The 19,489-nt window shown below is 21.9% G+C and carries 22 protein-coding genes; all 22 read left to right on the forward strand.

Translation table 4 applies throughout. The features are described from left to right. Positions 1 to 139: 139 nt before the first annotated feature. Positions 140 to 355, forward strand: a complete 216-nt coding sequence (locus AACK81_RS03010; protein ID WP_338962504.1) for a hypothetical protein — start codon at positions 140 to 142, stop codon at positions 353 to 355. A 54-nt stretch (positions 356 to 409) separates the two neighbouring features. Beyond that, the gene (locus AACK81_RS03015; protein ID WP_338962507.1) at positions 410 to 817 is read left to right on the forward strand and encodes a cysteine peptidase family C39 domain-containing protein; all 408 of its coding nucleotides are present in this window, start codon (positions 410 to 412) and stop codon (positions 815 to 817) included. A 37-nt stretch (positions 818 to 854) separates the two neighbouring features. Then, complete coding sequence (locus tag AACK81_RS03020; protein WP_338962509.1) at positions 855 to 2,393, forward strand: ATP-binding cassette domain-containing protein; 1,539 nt, start codon at positions 855 to 857, stop codon at positions 2,391 to 2,393. A gap of 315 nt (positions 2,394 to 2,708) precedes the next feature. Continuing rightward, positions 2,709 to 2,864 carry a hypothetical protein gene (locus AACK81_RS03025; protein ID WP_338962511.1) on the forward strand — a complete coding sequence of 52 codons (156 nt, stop codon included), beginning with the start codon at positions 2,709 to 2,711 and terminating at the stop codon, positions 2,862 to 2,864. A 46-nt stretch (positions 2,865 to 2,910) separates the two neighbouring features. Further along, positions 2,911 to 3,381, forward strand: coding sequence for an rRNA maturation RNase YbeY (ybeY, locus tag AACK81_RS03030; protein WP_338962514.1), 471 nt, complete (start codon positions 2,911 to 2,913; stop codon positions 3,379 to 3,381). A gap of 11 nt (positions 3,382 to 3,392) precedes the next feature. Further along, on the forward strand, positions 3,393 to 3,827 hold the full coding sequence (cdd, locus tag AACK81_RS03035; RefSeq protein ID WP_338962517.1) for a cytidine deaminase: 435 nt from the start codon (positions 3,393 to 3,395) through the stop codon (positions 3,825 to 3,827). Positions 3,828 to 3,830: 3 nt separating this feature from the next. Further along, entirely contained in the window at positions 3,831 to 4,727 is an 897-nt protein-coding gene (era, locus tag AACK81_RS03040; protein ID WP_338962520.1) for a GTPase Era, read from the forward strand. 3 nt (positions 4,728 to 4,730) lie between these two features. Next, positions 4,731 to 5,426: a DNA repair protein RecO gene (gene recO / locus AACK81_RS03045; RefSeq protein ID WP_338962523.1), complete on the forward strand. Its 696-nt coding sequence runs from the start codon at positions 4,731 to 4,733 to the stop codon at positions 5,424 to 5,426. A gap of 164 nt (positions 5,427 to 5,590) precedes the next feature. Then, positions 5,591 to 7,006, forward strand: a complete 1,416-nt coding sequence (locus AACK81_RS03050; RefSeq protein WP_338962525.1) for a glycine--tRNA ligase — start codon at positions 5,591 to 5,593, stop codon at positions 7,004 to 7,006. Between the two features lie 16 nt (positions 7,007 to 7,022). Continuing rightward, positions 7,023 to 8,798, forward strand: coding sequence for a DNA primase (gene dnaG / locus AACK81_RS03055; protein ID WP_338962527.1), 1,776 nt, complete (start codon positions 7,023 to 7,025; stop codon positions 8,796 to 8,798). A gap of 32 nt (positions 8,799 to 8,830) precedes the next feature. After that, a complete protein-coding gene (locus AACK81_RS03060) occupies positions 8,831 to 10,183 on the forward strand; it encodes a sigma-70 family RNA polymerase sigma factor (RefSeq protein ID WP_338962529.1) in 1,353 nt (450 codons plus the stop codon). 8 nt (positions 10,184 to 10,191) lie between these two features. Further along, entirely contained in the window at positions 10,192 to 10,968 is a 777-nt protein-coding gene (locus tag AACK81_RS03065; protein WP_338962532.1) for a Nif3-like dinuclear metal center hexameric protein, read from the forward strand. A gap of 141 nt (positions 10,969 to 11,109) precedes the next feature. Further along, on the forward strand, positions 11,110 to 11,604 hold the full coding sequence (locus AACK81_RS03070; protein ID WP_338962534.1) for a JAB domain-containing protein: 495 nt from the start codon (positions 11,110 to 11,112) through the stop codon (positions 11,602 to 11,604). 143 nt (positions 11,605 to 11,747) lie between these two features. Then, a complete protein-coding gene (locus AACK81_RS03075) occupies positions 11,748 to 12,347 on the forward strand; it encodes a LemA family protein (protein ID WP_338962536.1) in 600 nt (199 codons plus the stop codon). A gap of 292 nt (positions 12,348 to 12,639) precedes the next feature. Beyond that, a complete protein-coding gene (locus AACK81_RS03080) occupies positions 12,640 to 12,885 on the forward strand; it encodes a hypothetical protein (RefSeq protein ID WP_338962539.1) in 246 nt (81 codons plus the stop codon). A 77-nt stretch (positions 12,886 to 12,962) separates the two neighbouring features. Next, positions 12,963 to 13,508, forward strand: coding sequence for a hypothetical protein (locus AACK81_RS03085; protein WP_338962541.1), 546 nt, complete (start codon positions 12,963 to 12,965; stop codon positions 13,506 to 13,508). Between the two features lie 323 nt (positions 13,509 to 13,831). Further along, positions 13,832 to 14,014: a hypothetical protein gene (locus AACK81_RS03090; protein ID WP_338962543.1), complete on the forward strand. Its 183-nt coding sequence runs from the start codon at positions 13,832 to 13,834 to the stop codon at positions 14,012 to 14,014. Positions 14,015 to 14,057: 43 nt separating this feature from the next. Next, complete coding sequence (locus AACK81_RS03095; protein WP_338962544.1) at positions 14,058 to 15,053, forward strand: ABC transporter ATP-binding protein; 996 nt, start codon at positions 14,058 to 14,060, stop codon at positions 15,051 to 15,053. Positions 15,054 to 15,056: 3 nt separating this feature from the next. Further along, on the forward strand, positions 15,057 to 16,454 hold the full coding sequence (locus AACK81_RS03100) for an ABC transporter permease subunit (RefSeq protein ID WP_338962546.1): 1,398 nt from the start codon (positions 15,057 to 15,059) through the stop codon (positions 16,452 to 16,454). A gap of 340 nt (positions 16,455 to 16,794) precedes the next feature. After that, positions 16,795 to 17,736 carry a rolling circle replication-associated protein gene (locus AACK81_RS03105; RefSeq protein WP_338962549.1) on the forward strand — a complete coding sequence of 314 codons (942 nt, stop codon included), beginning with the start codon at positions 16,795 to 16,797 and terminating at the stop codon, positions 17,734 to 17,736. A 659-nt stretch (positions 17,737 to 18,395) separates the two neighbouring features. Continuing rightward, entirely contained in the window at positions 18,396 to 18,539 is a 144-nt protein-coding gene (locus AACK81_RS03110) for a hypothetical protein (RefSeq protein WP_338962551.1), read from the forward strand. Positions 18,540 to 18,643: 104 nt separating this feature from the next. Further along, a complete protein-coding gene (locus AACK81_RS03115; protein ID WP_338962553.1) occupies positions 18,644 to 19,486 on the forward strand; it encodes a hypothetical protein in 843 nt (280 codons plus the stop codon). Positions 19,487 to 19,489: the final 3 nt, after the last annotated feature.

Below are 19,489 nucleotides of genomic sequence, written 5' to 3' on the forward strand. Positions count from 1 at the left end.
TAAGTGTGAAATTTTAAAAGATAATCTTACTTTTAATTTTTTTTAAAATAAAAAGTTTAATATTGTATAAAAATATTGATAATTTTTTAATTTACTAATATAATTGTTAAAGTAAAATAAAAAATAGGAGCTGACATGAATGCATTCAGTGAAAAAATCACCATCATCAGACAACAAAGAAAACGAAGAACGAACAAGTAGTGAACAAGAGTTTCAACGTCTTTTAAAAGGATTTAGTAAAAAGGCCCAAGAAACTAAAAGAGCAGAAAAAAGACATAAACATTTTCTTTCTGCGCGTGATGAAAAACGCGAAAAACAAAGCGTTGCTGCTAAAAAGAAAAAACATCGTAAGTAATAAAAAGGAAAAAATGGTAATCACTGTTAATTATTATTGGCGGTGATTTTTTATATGAAATATCCTTTTGTTCAACAAGAAACAGAAAATGATTGTGGTTTGGCATGTCTTGCTATGATATATAGGTTTTATTTTAAGAAGAAGTTATTAATTAATGACATAAAAAAAGATATATTTTTAACAAAATTGGGAATTAATCTTTTAGAATTAAAACAATTGGCTAGTAATTATAATTTATTATTAAAATCTTATAATATTAATTTTGATAAATTAAAATCACTAATAATTGTTAAACCATTAATTATTCAAATATATAATGCTAATGTTGGATTTCATTTTGTAGTTATTTACAAAAAGAAAAAAAATAAATGACTGGTGGCAAATCCAGAAGATATTGAACTTAGTTGAAAAAATATTGAAGATTTTGCAAAAATTTTTTACAAATGTTGTTATTTCAACTAATATAATAAATAAATTCTTTATTACTAATAAAAAAAAGATGAATAAAATTAAAAATTTTTCACCATTTTTGATTCCAAATTATTTATATTATTCATTAATTATTATAATTAATAATTTATTTTTGGTTACTACCTTTTTTATAGCACAAGTATTTTATAAGCATTTTATTAATCAAATTATTTTAAATAATAGTTTACAGTTAGCAATGATTTTATTATTAAGTTTCTTTTTTATTAATTTAATGAAAATTTTAATTGAATATATTTTAAATAAAATATGTCAAAAATTTTATTTTTATTTCAATAACTTTTTAGTAGATTTATTTCATAATAAATGATTTAAAAGTAAACCAATAGAAATACAAAAATATAATGGTAGTGATTTTTTACAAATATATCAAGATATTAATAATATATCAACTATGTTTTGTTATAATAGTTTAGAGATAATTATTAATTTTATTACTAGTGTTATTGTTAGCATAGTTTTGATTAAGATTCATTTTATGATTTGATTAGTAAATTTATTAAATGGTTTTATAACAGTATTAATTATTTTTATAATAATGTTATGAAAAAAACCATTAGTAAAAAAAGAACTAGTTACCAAATTAGATTTGCAGCAACAAATAATTTTAAGTCAAAAAAATTTTGAAGATGCCTATTTTCGTAATTTGCAACTGCATATTAAAAGTATATTAGTTAAAAAGTATAATACACATATTAATAATTATTGACAATTAAATAATTTAGTTATTAATAATAGTTCGTTAACAAGTTTTATTAAAAATATTATTAGTTTTATTACTATATATTTATCATTAATATTAATTTTTGATGGTAAAATTAATCTATCTCAATTAATATTTATTACTAGTATTAGTATTTATATTAATTCTTTTTTTCAAAATATTGGTAATAGTCTTATTTTCTTTCCGGTTTTTATTAATTGTAGATTACAATATAAGAATAACAAAAATTTTTTTTCAATATCAATTAATAAAATAGTATTAAAAGATTGTTATTTTAATTTAAGAAATAAAGTAGTTTTTAGTAATTTAAATTTAATATTAAAACAAAGTAATATTATTATTGGTCCTTCTGGCATTGGTAAAACAACCTTACTATCATTATTAATTCAGAAATATGTGCCTTTTCAAGGTAAAATTTTAATTAATAATGAAATTGGATTAGATAATATTTCATATGAATTTTGACAAAAAAAATGTATTTATTTACATTCAAATTCTATTATTCATAACGGTACAGTTTTAGAAAATATCTTATCATTTAATATTACAAAAGAAAAATTAATAAATTTTCAAAAATTAGGATTTAATGATCTCTTGGGCAGTTTAGGTTTAACAACATTTTATTATTATCAAGAATATGGGGCTAATCTTAGTCAAGGTCAAAAACAAATAATTATTTTCTTAAGTTTATTTTTTTATGATTGAAAAGTAATTTTATTAGATGAAATTTTGAGTAACATCAATAATGATTTAAAAATAAAGTTAATAACTTTATTATTGAATCATTATAAAAAAAAATTATTATTTATGCAGGTCATGATTTAACACTAGTAAAATTATTTAAAAATGTAATTGATTTAAATAATTATAAAAGTATAGATGGTAATGAATAATGATTTTTTTTAGAAAAAGTACTTATTTATTAGGGAGTAGTTCAATTTTTCTTTTTTTAGGACTCTTATTAGGTTTAAAAATTATTAATATTCCTCATGTTTATGCTGGTAATGGTCAAACTATTTTTATAAGTGAGACAAGATATGAAAATAAGGGACACTTTGCTTATTTATTAGATTTTAAAAGAGAAGAATGTTTAAAGTTTAATAGTTTTAATCAAATTACTATTTTTTTCTCTATTAATAAATGTTATTTAACAATTTTTTTCCAAAATGAAATGATAATAATCAACTTTTAATTGAAGAAAATATTAATTCTAATACATATTTAAATCAAATGGTATTAATAATTATTGGTGAAGAAAGTTTGTTAACATTTATTTGAAATAATATTACAACATAAATGTAAATATTGATATAATTTAATCAAAAAGAAGTTAGGTAGATAAATGCCAGCAAAAATTAATATTGTAAATATTTACAATGATCATAACTATGACATTAAAAATTTTAATATTTTATCAGAAAAAATTTTAAATGCAGTAGCTATTAAGTTAAAACAGAAAATTACATGGTGTATTGCTGTTATTTTTAATGACGAACAGACTAGTATTGAATTAAATAAAATGTATCGTCATAAAGATTATGTTCCTGATGTTTTATCATTTGGAAATAATGATGATGATTTTCCAAATATTAATATTGATATTAGAGATTTAGGTGATGTTTATATTTGTTATTCAAAGGCAGTAGCGCAAGCACAAGAATATGGCCATAGTTTAATTAGAGAATTATCATTTCTTTTTATTCATGGATTACTTCATACATTAGGATATGATCATCAAAATAGCGTAGAAGAAAAGGTTATGTTTGATTTACAAGATGAAATTTTAAATATTCTTGGTATTACTAGAAAATAAGGAGTGGTATAATGGAACAAGTTATAGATTTATTAGTATTATTGAAAAAAGCAAAAGCAATACAAAAAAATGCTTATGCTCCTTATTCTTTATTTAGAGTTGCTGCAATAGTAATTTTGAAAAATAGTAAAGAAGTGTTAGGAGTAAATGTTGAAAATGCTGCATACTCAGTAGGCATTTGTGCTGAAAGAGCGGCTTTGTCACAAGTTATTGCTCAAGGTTATAAAAAAGAAGATATTATTAGTTTATTTTTAATTACTGATAGTGAAACTGTTGGTTCTCCTTGTGGTATGTGTCGTCAATTTATGATTGAAATTATGCCAGAAACATGTCCTATTTATATTAGTAATAAAAATGAAAATAATGATACTAAAACAATTTGTAAAATATTAGTAAAAGACTTATTACCTTTAGCGTTTAAACCAAGTTCATTGAAAGGGAATTAATTTATGAATAATAATTTTAAATCAGGTTTTGTTAGTTTTATTGGTAGAAGTAATGTTGGAAAATCAACTTTATTAAATACCATTCTTCAAGAAAAAAAGGCAATTGTGTCTAATAAACCACAAACAACCAGAAATCAAATTCAAGGTATTTATAATAGTGATGATATGCAAATCATATTTTTTGATACTCCCGGCATTCATAAACATAATAACCAACTTGGACGAATGATGAATCGCGATGCTAACCGCGCCACTAAAGAAACTAACATTATTTGTTTATTAGCGCCATGTAATGAATACATTGGAAATAGCGATAAACATATTATTAAATTATTATCAGAAAGGGTAAATACAACTATTCTACTTTTATTAACTAAGGTTGATTTAGTAACAAAAGAAAAATTAATGGATAAAATTAATGAGTGAAAAGATTTATTACCATTTAAAGAAATAATTCCAATTTCTGCTATAAAAGAAATGAATTTAGATATATTATTGAAAAAACTATATGAGTATTTACCAATTGGTGAAAAGAATCATTTAATCGAAAATAACGATGATGTTTCAGATAATACTTTAATTAAGGAAATTATTCGTGAAAAAATTTTAAATTTAACAGAAGAAGAAATTCCTTATAGTGTAGCAGTATTAATTGAAAGTATTAATTATAATCCAAATACTAATATTACTGATATTAATGCTGTTATTGTTGTTGAACGAGACTCACAAAAAGGAATTATTATTGGTAAAGGAGGTAGTATGATTAAAGAAATTGGAATAAGAGCTAGAACAGATTTAGAAAGTATTTTTGATTCTCATATTATATTAAAAACTTTTGTAAAAGTAATACCTGATTGAAGAAATAATCCTAGAAAATTAAAAGAGTTAGGTTATAGTTAAAATATGTTTAATATTGATACTGGTTTGATTTTAAACATTAACTACATTAAATCAATAAATAATGTTACTATTTTAACATCAAATTATGGTGTTAAAATAGTTTCTTTACCAGAAATAAAAATCAATTTAAATAAATATAGTCTTTTAGATTGTTGAATTTTTATTTTTAATCAAAATTATGATTGTTCAAACTTATGTATAACATATAAAAAAATAAAAAGTTTTAATAGTTTTATAAATGAAAAAAGTTATCAATTGATTAAGAGTTTTAACAAGATAGTTATTAATTATTTAGAAAAAATTAGTATTAATAATAAAAATATCTTTTCTTTTTTATTTAATTTATATGAACAGTTAATGATAAATAGTAATTTTAAGAAAGTTTATGTTTTTTTCTTATTTCATAGTTTAATATTTCAAGGAATTCAGTTTAACTTTACTAATTGTATTAATTGTAATCAAATAACTAATTTGTATTTAATTAATTATGATTTGGGTGGTGTTTTTTGTAAAAATTGTTCTTTAAAATTAGCTATAATTAATTTTGACATTGTTTTGTTTAAAAAAATATATCAACTTTATTTATTAAATTATCAAGATATTAATAAATGAAAAGTTGAAAAAGAAGAACTTAATAAAATTCTTAATATTTTAGAAAACCACTGTCAAAAATATAATAATAAATTAATAATTACATAAATATTTTAATAATTAGTTGTTATATTGTTTTTAATAATATATAACACTTATAATAGGTTGACAAAACCTATCTATGAACATATTATTAACAAGATTATTCTTTTTAGAGATTTTATGTATTATTTAAGATATTTAAGAAAATTTTTATGATTAATGGAGGGGCAATGATTAATAAAATTATCAATGATAAGTCAATGAAGGAAATAATTACTCATTTAAAAGAAAATGGTTTTATTTTTCAAGGATCAGAAATTTATTCAGGTCTTGCTAATAGTTGAGATTATGGTCCGCTTGGTGTAGCACTTAAAAATAATATTAAGAAAAGTTGATGAGTTTTTTTTGTCGAAAAAAATCCATACAATGTTGGGCTAGATAGTTCAATTATTATGAAATCTAAAGTTTGAGAAGCTTCAGGGCATTTGAGTAATTTTAGTGATCCATTAATTGATTGTAAAAAATGTAAGTCTCGCTTTCGAGTTGATAATTTAATTAATCATTATTTTCCTAGTATTAATTGTGATAATTGAAGTAATGAAAAATTAGAAACATATATTAATCAAAATCATATTAAATGTATTAAATGCAATAATGAAGATTGAACTAAAGTTAGACAATTTCAATTAATGTTTGAAACATATCAAGGTGTTTTAAAAGAAGATAAAAATAAAATTTATTTAAGACCTGAGACCGCACAAGGAATATTTATAAATTTTAATAATGTAAGAAATAGTTGTAATAAAAAAGTACCATTTGGTATTGGTCAAATTGGTAAAAGCTTTAGAAATGAGATAACTCCTGGTAATTTTATTTTTCGTACTAGAGAATTTGAACAAATGGAATTAGAATTTTTCTTTATTCCAAAGGATAAAAATGATAATACTTGATTTAATTATTGAGTTGATCAATGTAAAGAATTTCTCTCTCTAGTAGGTTTATTGAACTCAAAAAATATAAAATTTAAAAATCATGAACAAAATCAACTAGCACATTATGCATTAGCAACTACTGATATTGAATATAATTTTCCTTTTGGTATGAGTGAATTATGTGGTATAGCTAATCGTGGGAATTATGATTTAACAAAACATAGTGAGAATTCTGGTATAAATTTTGAGATTCAAGATCCTAATGTTACAGTAAAAAGAATGGTTATTCCTTCAGTTATTGAACCTTCAATTGGTGTTGAAAGGCTTTTATTAGCTTTAGTTTGTGAAGCATTTACAAAAGAAGTTTTAAAAGACGATAAAGAACGGTTAGTGTTAAAATTAAATAAGAGTATTTGCCCTTATCAAGTAGCTGTTATGTCTTTAAATAAAACAAAATTAGGTAAAGAGGCATATGAAATTTTTGAAATGTTAAATAAAACACAATTAAGAGTAATTTATGAAGCATCATCAAGTGTTGGTAAATCTTATCGTTATCAAGATGGTATTGGTACTATGTATTGTGTAACAATTGATTATGACACAAAAACTAAAGGTACTGTTACAATTAGAGATCGTGATACTACAAATCAAGTTATAGTTAAAGTTGATCAACTTAAAGAATATTTATATGACAAATTAGACATTATTTGTTAGAATTGTGTGAAAAAATATGGATATCGAGTTTAATAAAAAAATTAATGAAGTTAAAGCAAAAATTAATATTGTCGAAGTTATGGGTAAATATTTAAATTTGATCCGTAAAGGCAATAATTTTTGAGCTATCTGTCCTTTTCATGAAGACTCTACTCCTTCATTATCAATTTCACAAGAAAAACAAATTTATAAATGTTTTTCTTGTGGTGAACAAGGAAATGTTTTTATTTTTTTACAAAAATATAAAAATATTAATTTTATTAATGCTCTTAAAGAAGCAGCAGATAATGTTAATTTAAATTTAAAAGAGTTTGATATTAATTTATCTGAATTTAATGTTGAAACTAAAAAAAATCCACTAAAAATTTTAAATAATATTGCAATGAATTTTTTTAGTTATCAGTTACTAACTGATATTGGTCAAGAAGCAATGAAATATTTACAAAATCGTAATATTACTACTGAAAATATTAAATATTTTAATATTGGTTATGCACCTATTAATAATGAATTAATAGATTATCTTAATGCACAAGGTTATAAAGATAATATTGAATTTGTAAAATTAGGACTTATGAAAATTAATAATAAGGATCAACTTCTTCCTACCTTTTCAAATCGAATTATGTTTGCTATTAAAGATGAAGATGGAGACTGTGTTGGTTTTTCTGCAAGAAATTATAATAGAGAAGATAAAAGTTATAAATATATTAATAGTCCAGAAACAGATTTTTTTAAGAAAAGTAAAATTTTATATAACTTTAATAATGTTAGAAATTATATTAAAAAAAATGAAGTTATTTATTTGACTGAAGGTTTTATGGATGTTATTGCTCTAAATAATCAAAATATTAAAAATGTTGTTGCTTTAATGGGAACAAATTTAACAAAAGAACATATTTTACTTTTAAAAAAAATTACTACTAATATTATTATTTTTTTAGATGGTGATTTACCAGGAAAAATAGCATCTTTAAAAATAGCTAGTGTTTTATTATCAAATAATTTTAAAGTACAAATTATCAATAATGATACTAAATTTGATCCTGATGAATTAATAAATAAATTTCCTCAAAAATTTTATGAAATAATAAAAAAAACTATTCATCCTTTTGAATTTGCAATTAATTTATCATTAACTAAATATAACATTAAAAAAGATAGTTATGAACTTAATGAATTTTTAAAATCATTAGTTCCAATTTGAACAAAAATCAATGATGTTATTACTCAAAAGTTTTATTTAAATATGTTAGCAAAAATAACTAATTTATCCACTGAAGACTTAATACAAATTTTAAATATTGATAATAATTTAGTAACTACAACTTTTAGTATCAAAAATAAATCTAAAATAGAAGTAAAAAATATTTTTTTTGAAGCACAAGAACAACTTATTTTTTTAGTAATGTTATCAAGAAATGTTTATTTAATTTTAGAAAAAGAAAAAATTATTTTTCCAAATCAAGATTTTATGAATTTATACTTTTTAATTAGTCAAAAATATCAAAATAATCAAATAGAAGCAATTAATTTTGATTTAATTTTAGAAGAACTTAAAGGTAATTCACTTTTAAATATTTTAGAAAAACTTCTTGATAAGTATAAAAATAAAAAGTTTGATTTAAAACCTCAAATTATTAATGATTACTTAAAAATTATTAATAATCAACTAATTGATTATGAAATAAAAATGATCAATGATAAATTGAAATCTGAAAAAAATATTGAAAAACAAATATTGTTATTAAAAGAAATATCAGTATTAAAAAATAAAATAAAGAAAAAATAAGTATGATGATAAATTAAGGATAAGGTGAAAATATGGCTGCTATACAACAAAAAACGAAATTGAAAAAACTTTTAACTTTAGAGGAAGTAGAAAGTAATTTAATTAAAAAATTAGAAAAGAGTCAAGCAAAAGAATTAAAACAAGAAGATGTCATTAAAGAGTTTGCACATTTAAAATTAGATGATGATACGATTGAGGAAATTTTTGATCGGTTAGAAAAAGAAGGAGTAGTCTTTACTGATATTTTGATGGATGAAGTTGAAGATGATGCTAATTTTCCCGATATTGATGATGAACAATTACCTGATGATTTAGATATTGATATTTTAGTTAGTGATTTGAGTTTTAAAAATACAATGGGGATCTCTAATGATACAAGAAGAAAAGATGGAATTAAGTCTTATTTTAATATTTTGGGAACAAGTCAAATATTGAGTCAAGGTGAGGAAATTAAATATGCTAAAATGTTAGAATCAAAAGATGTTGAGGAAAGAACATATGGTCGTGAGCAATTAATTAAATCAAATTTAAAATTAGTAGTTTCTGTTGCTAGAAAACATTTAAATCGTGGTTTAGATTTTGCTGATTTAATTGAAGAAGGTAATATTGGTCTTATTAAAGCAGTTGATAAATTTGATTATCGCCGTGGTTTTAAATTTTCAACTTATGCTACTTGATGAATTAGACAATCAATTACACGAAGTTTAGCTGATCAAGGTAAAATGGTTCGTGTACCTGTTCATATGGTTGAAAGAATTAATAAGTTAACAAGAATTGAAAGAAACTTAACACAAGAATTAGGTCGTGATCCTACTCATGAGGAAATTGCCAATAAAATGGGACAAAACATGACAGCCGATCGTGTTCGTGAAATTAAAAAACTTGCTATTGAACCAGTATCTTTAGAAAAACCAATTGGTGAAGAAGATGATACACATTTTGGTGATTTTATTAAAGATAAAAATATGCTATCTCCCGATGAATATGCTGAAAGACATTGATTAAGAGAACAATTGGATCGTGTTTTTGCTGAAGTATTAACAAAACGAGAAGAAAAAGTTATTAGAATGCGTTTTGGAATTTTACCAACAAAATTAAGAAGATTATTAGAACTTTGTGAAGATGAAAAAGAAATTACTGAATTAAAAACAGTAGTTAATAATTTACAGTTACACTATGATACTAGTTTAGATAAAACAGAATTGTTAAGTGATAAGGTTGTTCATCGTCATATTACTAAGTACGATTCTCCAAAAACTCTAGAAGAAGTTGGTAAAGAATTTATTGTTACAAGAGAAAGAATTAGACAAATAGAAGCAAAGGCAATTAGAAAATTAAAACATCCGTCTAAATCTAAACATATTAAAGAATTTTATAAAGGATAATAGTTAACATGTTAACTATCAATAATATAATTAATGTTTTAGAAACATATTTTCCTTTAAAAGATGTTTGTGAATGAGATTTTTCAGGAATACAAATTAAATCAAAAACAAAAACCAATATTAATAAAATTTTAGTTTGTTTAGATGTTACTAATGAAGTTTTAACTGAGGCCATTAATAATAATATTGATTTAATAATTTCTCATCATCCATTAGTTTTTGCTAAAGATATTAATCAATCTAATATTTCAAATTGAAAAAAAGAATTATATAGTAAAATACTAATAGCAGATATTAATGTATATTCATTACATACTAATTTTGATATATCATTAGTAGGTATGAATATGTTGATGGCTAAAGAATTAAGAATTAAAAATATTCATTTTATTAATGAAGAAAAGTTGGCAATAGTTGGTAAATTTGATAGACAAATGCCATTAAAAGAATTGATTAATAACTTAAAAAAATATTTTAATGTTGCAAACATACAATTGGTTAATAATAAATTGAGTGATAACAATATAGTGACTGTTGCTTTATCTGCTGGTGCTGGTGGTGATATTATTAGTAATTTATCTAGCAATATTGATTTATTAATTACTGGAGAAATGAAATGAAACTATATTATGGAAGCTAAAGATAGAAAAATTAATGTTATTTTGGTTGGTCATTATATGGAACAAAAATTTGTTGATTTTCTTTTTCAATTACTTATTGAAAAATTATCAACAAAAGTTAAAGTTTTTAAATATAATTTAGAAAATCCTATTACTTTTTTTTAAACTTATAAAATTTAAAAAGGAAAAAACTATTTTTTAAATAAAAATAAGTTTTAGGGGGTTGATAAATATGATTTTAGAAGATTTAGAACCAATGACTGATCAAGAGTGTCAGGCAGTTAGTGGTGGTTTTGCTCAATTTTAATGGGTGCCGTGTTAGCGGGGATAGCAATTCCTGTTATTAAAAATTTATGAAATAGTGTTTCAGGAAGTATTAAGTTACCAGGTGGTATTGAAAGTCAAAAAAAATATTTTAAAATTATTATTCCCGAAGATGTTTTTAATTTAGTTAATGCATATTATCAAAATTTAACGCAAGAACATTTTTATTTATTATTATTAAATAATCAAAATAAATTAATTCATCAAAATTTATTATATAAGGGTACTAATGATACTATGAAAATTGATGTTAAAGATATGTTGCATCTGACACTTATTCATAAATCAAGTAAAGTAATTTGTATTCATAATCATCCTAGTGGTAATAGTGAACCCTCACTATCTGATTTATATATCATCGAAGAAATTAAAAAAAATTTTCAGGTTTTTAATATTACCTTAGTTGATCATATTATTATTGGCAAAGGTAATTATTTTAGTATAAATTTAAATAAAAAATATTATAAGCTTAAATAAAAACTTAAAAAAATACATTACTTAAATTTAAAAATATAGTAAAATTATTATGGTTTAGTGTGTAAATAATATTTAACTTATCAAGAATGGACTAGTTATTAAACATAGTTTGTTATTAGATATTGATAAGAAAGGAGAAAATTATGTCAACAATTAAACCTAGCAATGAATCATTTACTGCCCAACCGTCACTATTTGGAAAAATTATGGTTTATTTATCTTTTGTTTTAATATTTCCAATAATTTTATTTATTGTTTCTCGTAATAATTTTCTAAGATTACAACAATCAATTGAAGAAACTGCTTCTGATATTGATGTACAATTAAAGCGTCGTTTTGATTTATTAACAAAATTAGTAGATGCTACTAAAGATTATATGAAATTTGAAAAAAGTACATTAACAGATGTTGTATCTTTACGAAGTGGAAAAATGGAAACAATGAGTGATCTTTCAAAAGCAGATAGTGCACTTAATGCAGCTTTTGGAAAATTTAATGCTTTATTAGAAAATTATCCTGATTTAAAAGCAAATACTACTGTTTTACAATTACAATCAGGTGCCAAAGATTGTGAAGATAATATTGCTGCTGCTAGAAGATTTTATAATGCTAATGTTAAAGTGTTCAATAGTAAAATTAAAACCTTTCCAAGTAATGTTGTAGCATCAACATTAAATTTAGTTTCAAAAGATTACTTTCTTGCATCAGATAGCGATCGTCAAGATATTAAAATTGACTTATAAAATTAAATTTATTTTTGAAAATATATTTAAATTAGTTTTTTATCCCTTTCTTTAGACAAATAAATTGTTTTGAATAAACATTTATGATTTGTTTGAAGAAAGGGTATTTTATTTAAAATTAAAATTTATATTAATTAGAGTTAATTATTTTATTCTTTATTTCATTTTTTATTTAAGAAAAATTATATTTTGGTATAATCTAACTTATTAAGTAAGTTCTTAATAAATCTTAAAGAAAGTAGTAAAGTAATATGAATATTTTTTTCAATTTTTTTCAAATTTTTCTTTTTTAATGTTTTTATTATGAATTTTTTTGTTTGCATATTTATTTTTTAAAATTATTAAAAATAAATTAGTTATTAATTATAAAATATTAAATTTTCAAAGAAAACATGTTTTTGGTAATATTAGTTATCAAAAGATTTTTTATTTATTGTTATTAATGTTTTTATTAACGCAAATTTTACCATACAATATTGTTTTTAATAATAGTTTACAAGTTACTCAAGTTTATTGTTTTCAAATTTTATGATGTTAAATTATTTTATTTCTATTTTTACACTTTTAACTTTTTATTTTTTTATTTTTAGTTTCTTTTTAGGAATTAATAATAATATGGAAAGAAAATATACTTTACAATTTATTAGTTTTTTGCTTCTTTTTGTAAATTTATTTTTCAATTTAGTTGCTATTCCTAATCAAACATTGAATTTATTAAATGCTATTAATATTTTTTCTGTTATTCCTTTTATTTTTATATATATTTTAGTTTTTCGTTTATTTTTAAATCTTTTTAAATGTTTTTTTACTTTTAGTATTACGCAAATAATTAAGTTAACTTTATTTATTTTTAATTATCAAGGTATTAAAGCTATCTTCATTAATAATGAAAATAAAATTAATATTTTAGTTTTTTTAAAACAATTATGAAGTATATTTTTATTACTTGCCGAAAATGAAGAAAACTATACTTTGTTGTTAAATACTACTACTAATAGTAGTAATTCAAAATTATTAGTTTCTGATATTTCTATAATCAATACTAAAGTTATTAAAAGAAACATAAGTTTTATTAGTAAAAATAAAAAGGTTTTTTTAAAAGATAAAATTTTAAAAGACTATATATTTGTTAATGATTGAAAAATGAGTTTAATTCAATAAATTTAAAACATAATACATATAATAAAAATTAATTTCATTTTACAATTAGTAAAAAAAAAATAGTGATGAAAATAAGTACGTTCTTATTAAAATATTTAGTAAGTAAACAATTGATTTGTATTTTTACAAAAACGTAAAATACCATTTTAAAATACTAAAAATATTATTTGTTAAAAAATAAATATTTTTAGAATAGTCTTAATTTTAAAAATCACAAAATGCCATTATATCCTTACAAATAATTATCAATAATTATATTTTAAAAGTGCATTAAATAAAAAAATAATTAAATATTTTATTAAAAAGCAAAGGAGAAAATAAATATGTTTGTATGAAATTTTTTAGAAATTGTTGCTAAGTATACAAAAGATGATGCTACTACTACTGGTGGTACTCCAATGTTAAGTATGTTAATAGTATTTATTTTGGTAGTTGGTGCTTTAAGTTTATTAATATTTATTATATATAAAGTCATAAAAAAAATTAGATCAAAGTCAAAAAAATAATAAAAAAGAATTTTAAATTCAAAAAAGAAAGGATTTTTTAAATATGTTAAAAAATTTTAAAAATGTCGTTAAAGAAAAAGTTTTTCATATTTTTAATACTGATTATGTTGTTAATAATAATCATGAGTATTCTGAATATGCTATTGGAATTGGAAATTTAACAAAAAGCTTTAAAAAATTTGTTGCAGTAGATAATGCCACAATTAGTGTTCCAAAAGGAACTATTCATGGTTTTATTGGACCAAATGGTTCGGGTAAAACAACTACTATCAAGTGTTTAGTGAGTGCAATGTTAGTAACTAAAGGTGATTTACTTATTTATGGAAAAAATGCTTGAAGTGTTGCTGCCAAGAAACATATTGGTTACATTCCTGAAGCAGCAAAATTTCCACGAAGAGTTAGTACTTATGAATATTTAGTTTCAATGGATGAAATTAGTGGTTTAACTCATAAAGAAGCAAAAGTTAAAACTGAAGAAGTTTTAAAAAACTTGGATTTATGAAAATTTAAAAAACGTAGTCCTAATGAATATTCTTCAGGCATGAAAAAAAAGGTGTTATTAGCACAATCATTATTAAATAATCCAGATGTTTTAATTTTAGATGAACCAGCTGCTAATTTAGATCCAACAGCTAGAACCGAATTATTTAATGATTTAAGAAAATTACGTAAACAAGGTAAAACCATATTTATTTCATCACATATCTTGTCAGAATTACAAAATTTAGCTGATGAAATAACAATATTGAATTATAGTAAAGTAGTTTATCGTGGTCAAATTAATCATAGTGAAACTAAATATGAAATTAGTTGCAATGATAAATTACAAATTGCTTTAGAAGAAGATCAATTTTCTGTAGAAAAAACAGGTAAAACTTTATTAATAACTATTAATTGTCAAGAAGACATTAATAAAATTTTAAAAATTGCTTTAGATAACAATGTTAATATCAATTTATTAAAGCCATATATTGTTGATTTGCAAACAATGTATGAACGTATTGTTATGGAAGCAAATCAAAAGAAGAAAGGAGAATAAAAAATGCCAATATTTCGTTATACTTTTAAAAAAATTTTAGTTTCTCCATCAACATGAATAGTTTTTATTTTAACAGTAATCATTTTAGGACTTAATTGAGGTCTTAATGCTTCAGGTATTATTAATAATGATTCAAATACTAGTTGAACTAGTGAGTTAGTAAAATTATTTTATTTATCATCTTGAAAAGGAATAGCTTTTTCTGGTTTTATAGGTTTGATGTTACTTATTTTTATTGGTATTAAATCTGTTCAAATCTTTCGTGATGAAATTGAAGATGGAACATTATTAATATTAGTATCGAAACCAATTAGTCGTAATCGAATTTGATTTGAAAAATGATTATCCTTTCAAACAATTGTAATTTCATATATATTTTTATCAATATTTCTTGCAAGTATTATATTAATGTTGCCTGGTATTGGTGATACAACATTGTTTGTGACATTATTGCCATATTTATTTATTTTATTTGGTATTGCTTTAATTTTTGATTTAATTTTTACTTCAACAGCATTATTAATTTCTTTAGTTTTAAATGCAAAAGCAACAATTGCTATTACAATAATGTTTGCTGCTTTAAGTAGTATTTTTGCTTCAGGAATTGATGGTATGATTAGAATTTCAAAAGATTATTTTGCTCTTTCACAAGCAGTTGCTGTTTATCATCAAATAGAAAATAAAGTTAGTTCTAATGATTTAAATTGATTTAAAAGTGAACAAACAAATAATTCTTATATAAATGAAATAGAAAAGATAATGAAGAAAGTTTATCAAAATAGTATTAGTGATATTGATTATCCTAATAACTATAGTCCAGAAAGAGAACAGTTAGTTATGAATGAGATAGTTAATGGTTTAATTAAAAAACCTTATACTAATGATGATATTAGTTTAATTAAACATATCATTAATATTTCTAATGTTTTTCGTCAATGAAAAGAACAGAGTTATCAAGAAATAATGACCGGAGTTGGTGTTGGTAAAAATCATATTAATCCAAATTCACTAATTAAACCAGGGGATAACGGTGTTAATTATACAGTTGAAAATGTTTTTACCTCATTAAATAAAAAATTTACTAAACAAGAAATTAATGATTTTAATAGTAAAATAAGTCAAAAGAGAATTAGTCGTTATTTTAATATTTTTTATCAATGATCTTATTTATTTAATGGTATTATTAATGAACAAACATCATTATATGTTAATCCATCTATATTTCAATCAATTGATGATCCATATCTTATTTCCTTTAATGAAGTTAATGGTCAAGTTGATAGTAATTCAGGAAATCATAAAATTATTAATTTTCCGGTTTTAATATCAATATATGTTATATTGGGTTTAGGATTATTAGCAGGTAGTTGATACTTATTCAATCGTAGAGATTTTACTTAAAAAGTATAATATAAAATATTTTAATATTTATATTAGTTAGTTTTATTTTTAGATAGCATGAACTAACTTCATGCTATCTATTTTTAAAATAAATGAATTTGTAACTATTTAATTATATTAAAACACTTAAAATATAAAAAAATAATTATCAAAATGATAATATGTAAATCATGTAAAATTAATCTAGATTATTAAGTAACGTTTTTCTTTTATTTTGTTTATAGTTATATTTTATATAATTATGTGTTATTATATTGTTGTATTAATCAATAATTAACGATTACAACTTTTATAGTCTTTTAAGATTATTTTGGTTTCACGCAAAGGATTGTTTTTTATTATGCAACAAGATTTTTATATTAAAAAGGTTTTTTATGCTTGTTATGTAAAAAATATAGTGTTACCTATTTCATTTTTGAGTAATATTGGAAATAAAAAAGGTAAATGTTATGTTGGTAATAAGCAAAAATTGAGAAATAGTACTGTTCGTGCAAAAAATAACTTAATTCAAAAAGCATTGCATAATTTTTATGATAGTAAAATAATGAGTTTTGTTACTTTAACCTATAAAGATAATATGCAAGATATTAAAAAAGCTAAGAAAGATATTGGCTTATTTTTTATTAAATTAAAAAAATGATGAAATGACCCTAAACGTTTAAAATATTTAGGTGAATTAAAGTATTTTTATGTTTATGAATATCAATCTCGTGGAGCAGTTCATTTTCATATAGTTTTTAATAGAAAAGTACATAAAAGTATGTTATTAGAATGATGAACTCATGGTTTTAGTGATTTAAAAGTAGTTAAAAAAGGTACAAATGAATTTGTTATTAAATATTTAGGTAAATATGTTACAAAAGCATTTGATGATATTAAGTCTTTAAATCAAGTGGATGTAGGCATTAAAGCATATGCTTTTAGTCGTAATTGTAAAAATCCTATTATAATTCGTGGTATTAAAAAAATAACAATTCAAGATATAATTAAAGCAAGTTTTAATGCAACAAATGTATTTTATTTTAAAACTCCAAAAGATAGTGATGGTAATACTATTTTAACTGGTGGTATTATTGAAAGTACTGTTGTAAATGATTACTTTAAGGATTATGAAGATTATGAACGATATATATATTTAAGTGCTTTATCGCATAAACACTATTTACGGACTAGTGAAATTGGTTATTTAATTCATAAAGATAAAGATGTTTCAACTTGGTTAGATAAAATTTTTGGTGATAAAGTTGAAAAAATAATTTTTGGTAATAAAAAGTTAAATTAAATTTTAATTACAATACTTGTATATATATATATATATATATATAATGTTATTTGTAATTATACTTTTATTTGCGTGGAAGTATAATTACGTTTTTATTTGTTTTTTTGTTTTTTGTGTTATTATGTATGTAGATATTTATTTGCTTAATAATTGCATTAATGTAACGAGTTAATAGTAGTAAAGGGTTATTGAGAGTAAATATTTAACTATTACAATTGTTTATACAATTTCACGCAAAGAATAATTAGATATTTACTTTTTTTTGGATTTGATTAATTTTTAATTATTCAAATTGTATTAAACATAATAGTTTTATTAAAGACAATTTAATATTTTTACGTAATGTATTTATATATATTTATTATGATTTTTTTTAAAAGAAAGAGAGGCATACCTCGGTTCGGTTAAATTAAAATTCAGGTTAAGTATGTAGGGTAATTTATTCTTTTTCCTATTTGCGTGGGAATTTTTTTATATTTATTAAAAATAAAAAAAAAATAAAAAGGTTAATAAAGCAATATTAAAGGTTGGTTCCAACCAGAACCTTGGTTGGTGGAACCATGGGCTTTAAAGCCCATTGGGGTAGGTTGCGAAGCAACTAGGGGCAACGTCCCTAAGAACTTGAAAAACTTAAGAGTATTAAGGAGATGTTTTAATATATGGCAAAAGAGGTTAAAAAAGGAAAAATTATTACTGCTATTGTTGGTGGTACTACTTTAGTTGGTGGAGCCACTGCTGGTAGTATTGCAGCAACTGTTGAAACAGAAGAAGTAGAAAACGAAGAAAAAAATATAATAATATAAAAGGTTTTAAAAATATATCTGGTAAAAATAATTTTATTAGTAGTATTTCTAGTTTAACAGTAGATGATAAAGGTGTGGTATGAGCAACAACGACTACAAATGGATTGTATAAATTAGAAAATGGTGAACAATTTACCAAAATTAACGTCTCTGGTATTGATGAACGCGGTAATTTTTATAGTTTATTAAGTTTAAATGGAACATTTTATTTAGGAATATTAGAATATATGGGAACCGGCTTTTTATATAAGAGTAATGCCATCAAAGATAATGTAATAGAATTTAATAAAGTTCCTGGTCGTGGGTGAAAAAGGAATTATGGATTTATTACAAATTTTATAAACATTAGCAATGGTAATATAATTTATGCTGCAGCTAATACAAGTAAGACTACGAGTTATTTATACTATACTACTGATAATTGAGCAACATGTTCTTGATTTAGTAACATTGAAACTTTAATTACAAGTTTAGCAGTATCTAGTAATCAAACAGTTTTTGTACCAACAAAAACTGTTGAAAACAAAGGTAAATTATATAAATCAACAAGTGGAACAACATTTATTGAGGTACCTGGTTGAAAAGAAAATAATGGTGAAGTTCATAGTTTATTAACTGTTAATGATATAGTTTATATAGGAACAAAAACTGGTATTGGTCAAGGTAAATTATTTAAAATTACTAATGATGGTATTGTTCATGAGATTACAGAATGAGGCAAAGATGCTGGTGATATTGGTGAGATTCATAGTTTATTAAATATTAAGGGAATTATTTATGTAGGAACAAAAACTGGTGTTGGTCAAGGTAAAATATTTAAAAGTAAAAATGATAATAATTTTGAATTAATACCTAACTGGGATATAAGTAATGGTGAAGTTTTAAATCTGTTTAATATTAATAATGATTTATATGTAAGGACAAAAGTTTCAAAACAAATTAGTTAGTTA

This window comes from Spiroplasma endosymbiont of Lasioglossum villosulum, assembly GCF_964020195.1.
Lineage (GTDB): Bacteria > Bacillota_I > Bacilli_A > Mycoplasmatales > VBWQ01 > Spiroplasma_E > Spiroplasma_E ixodetis_A.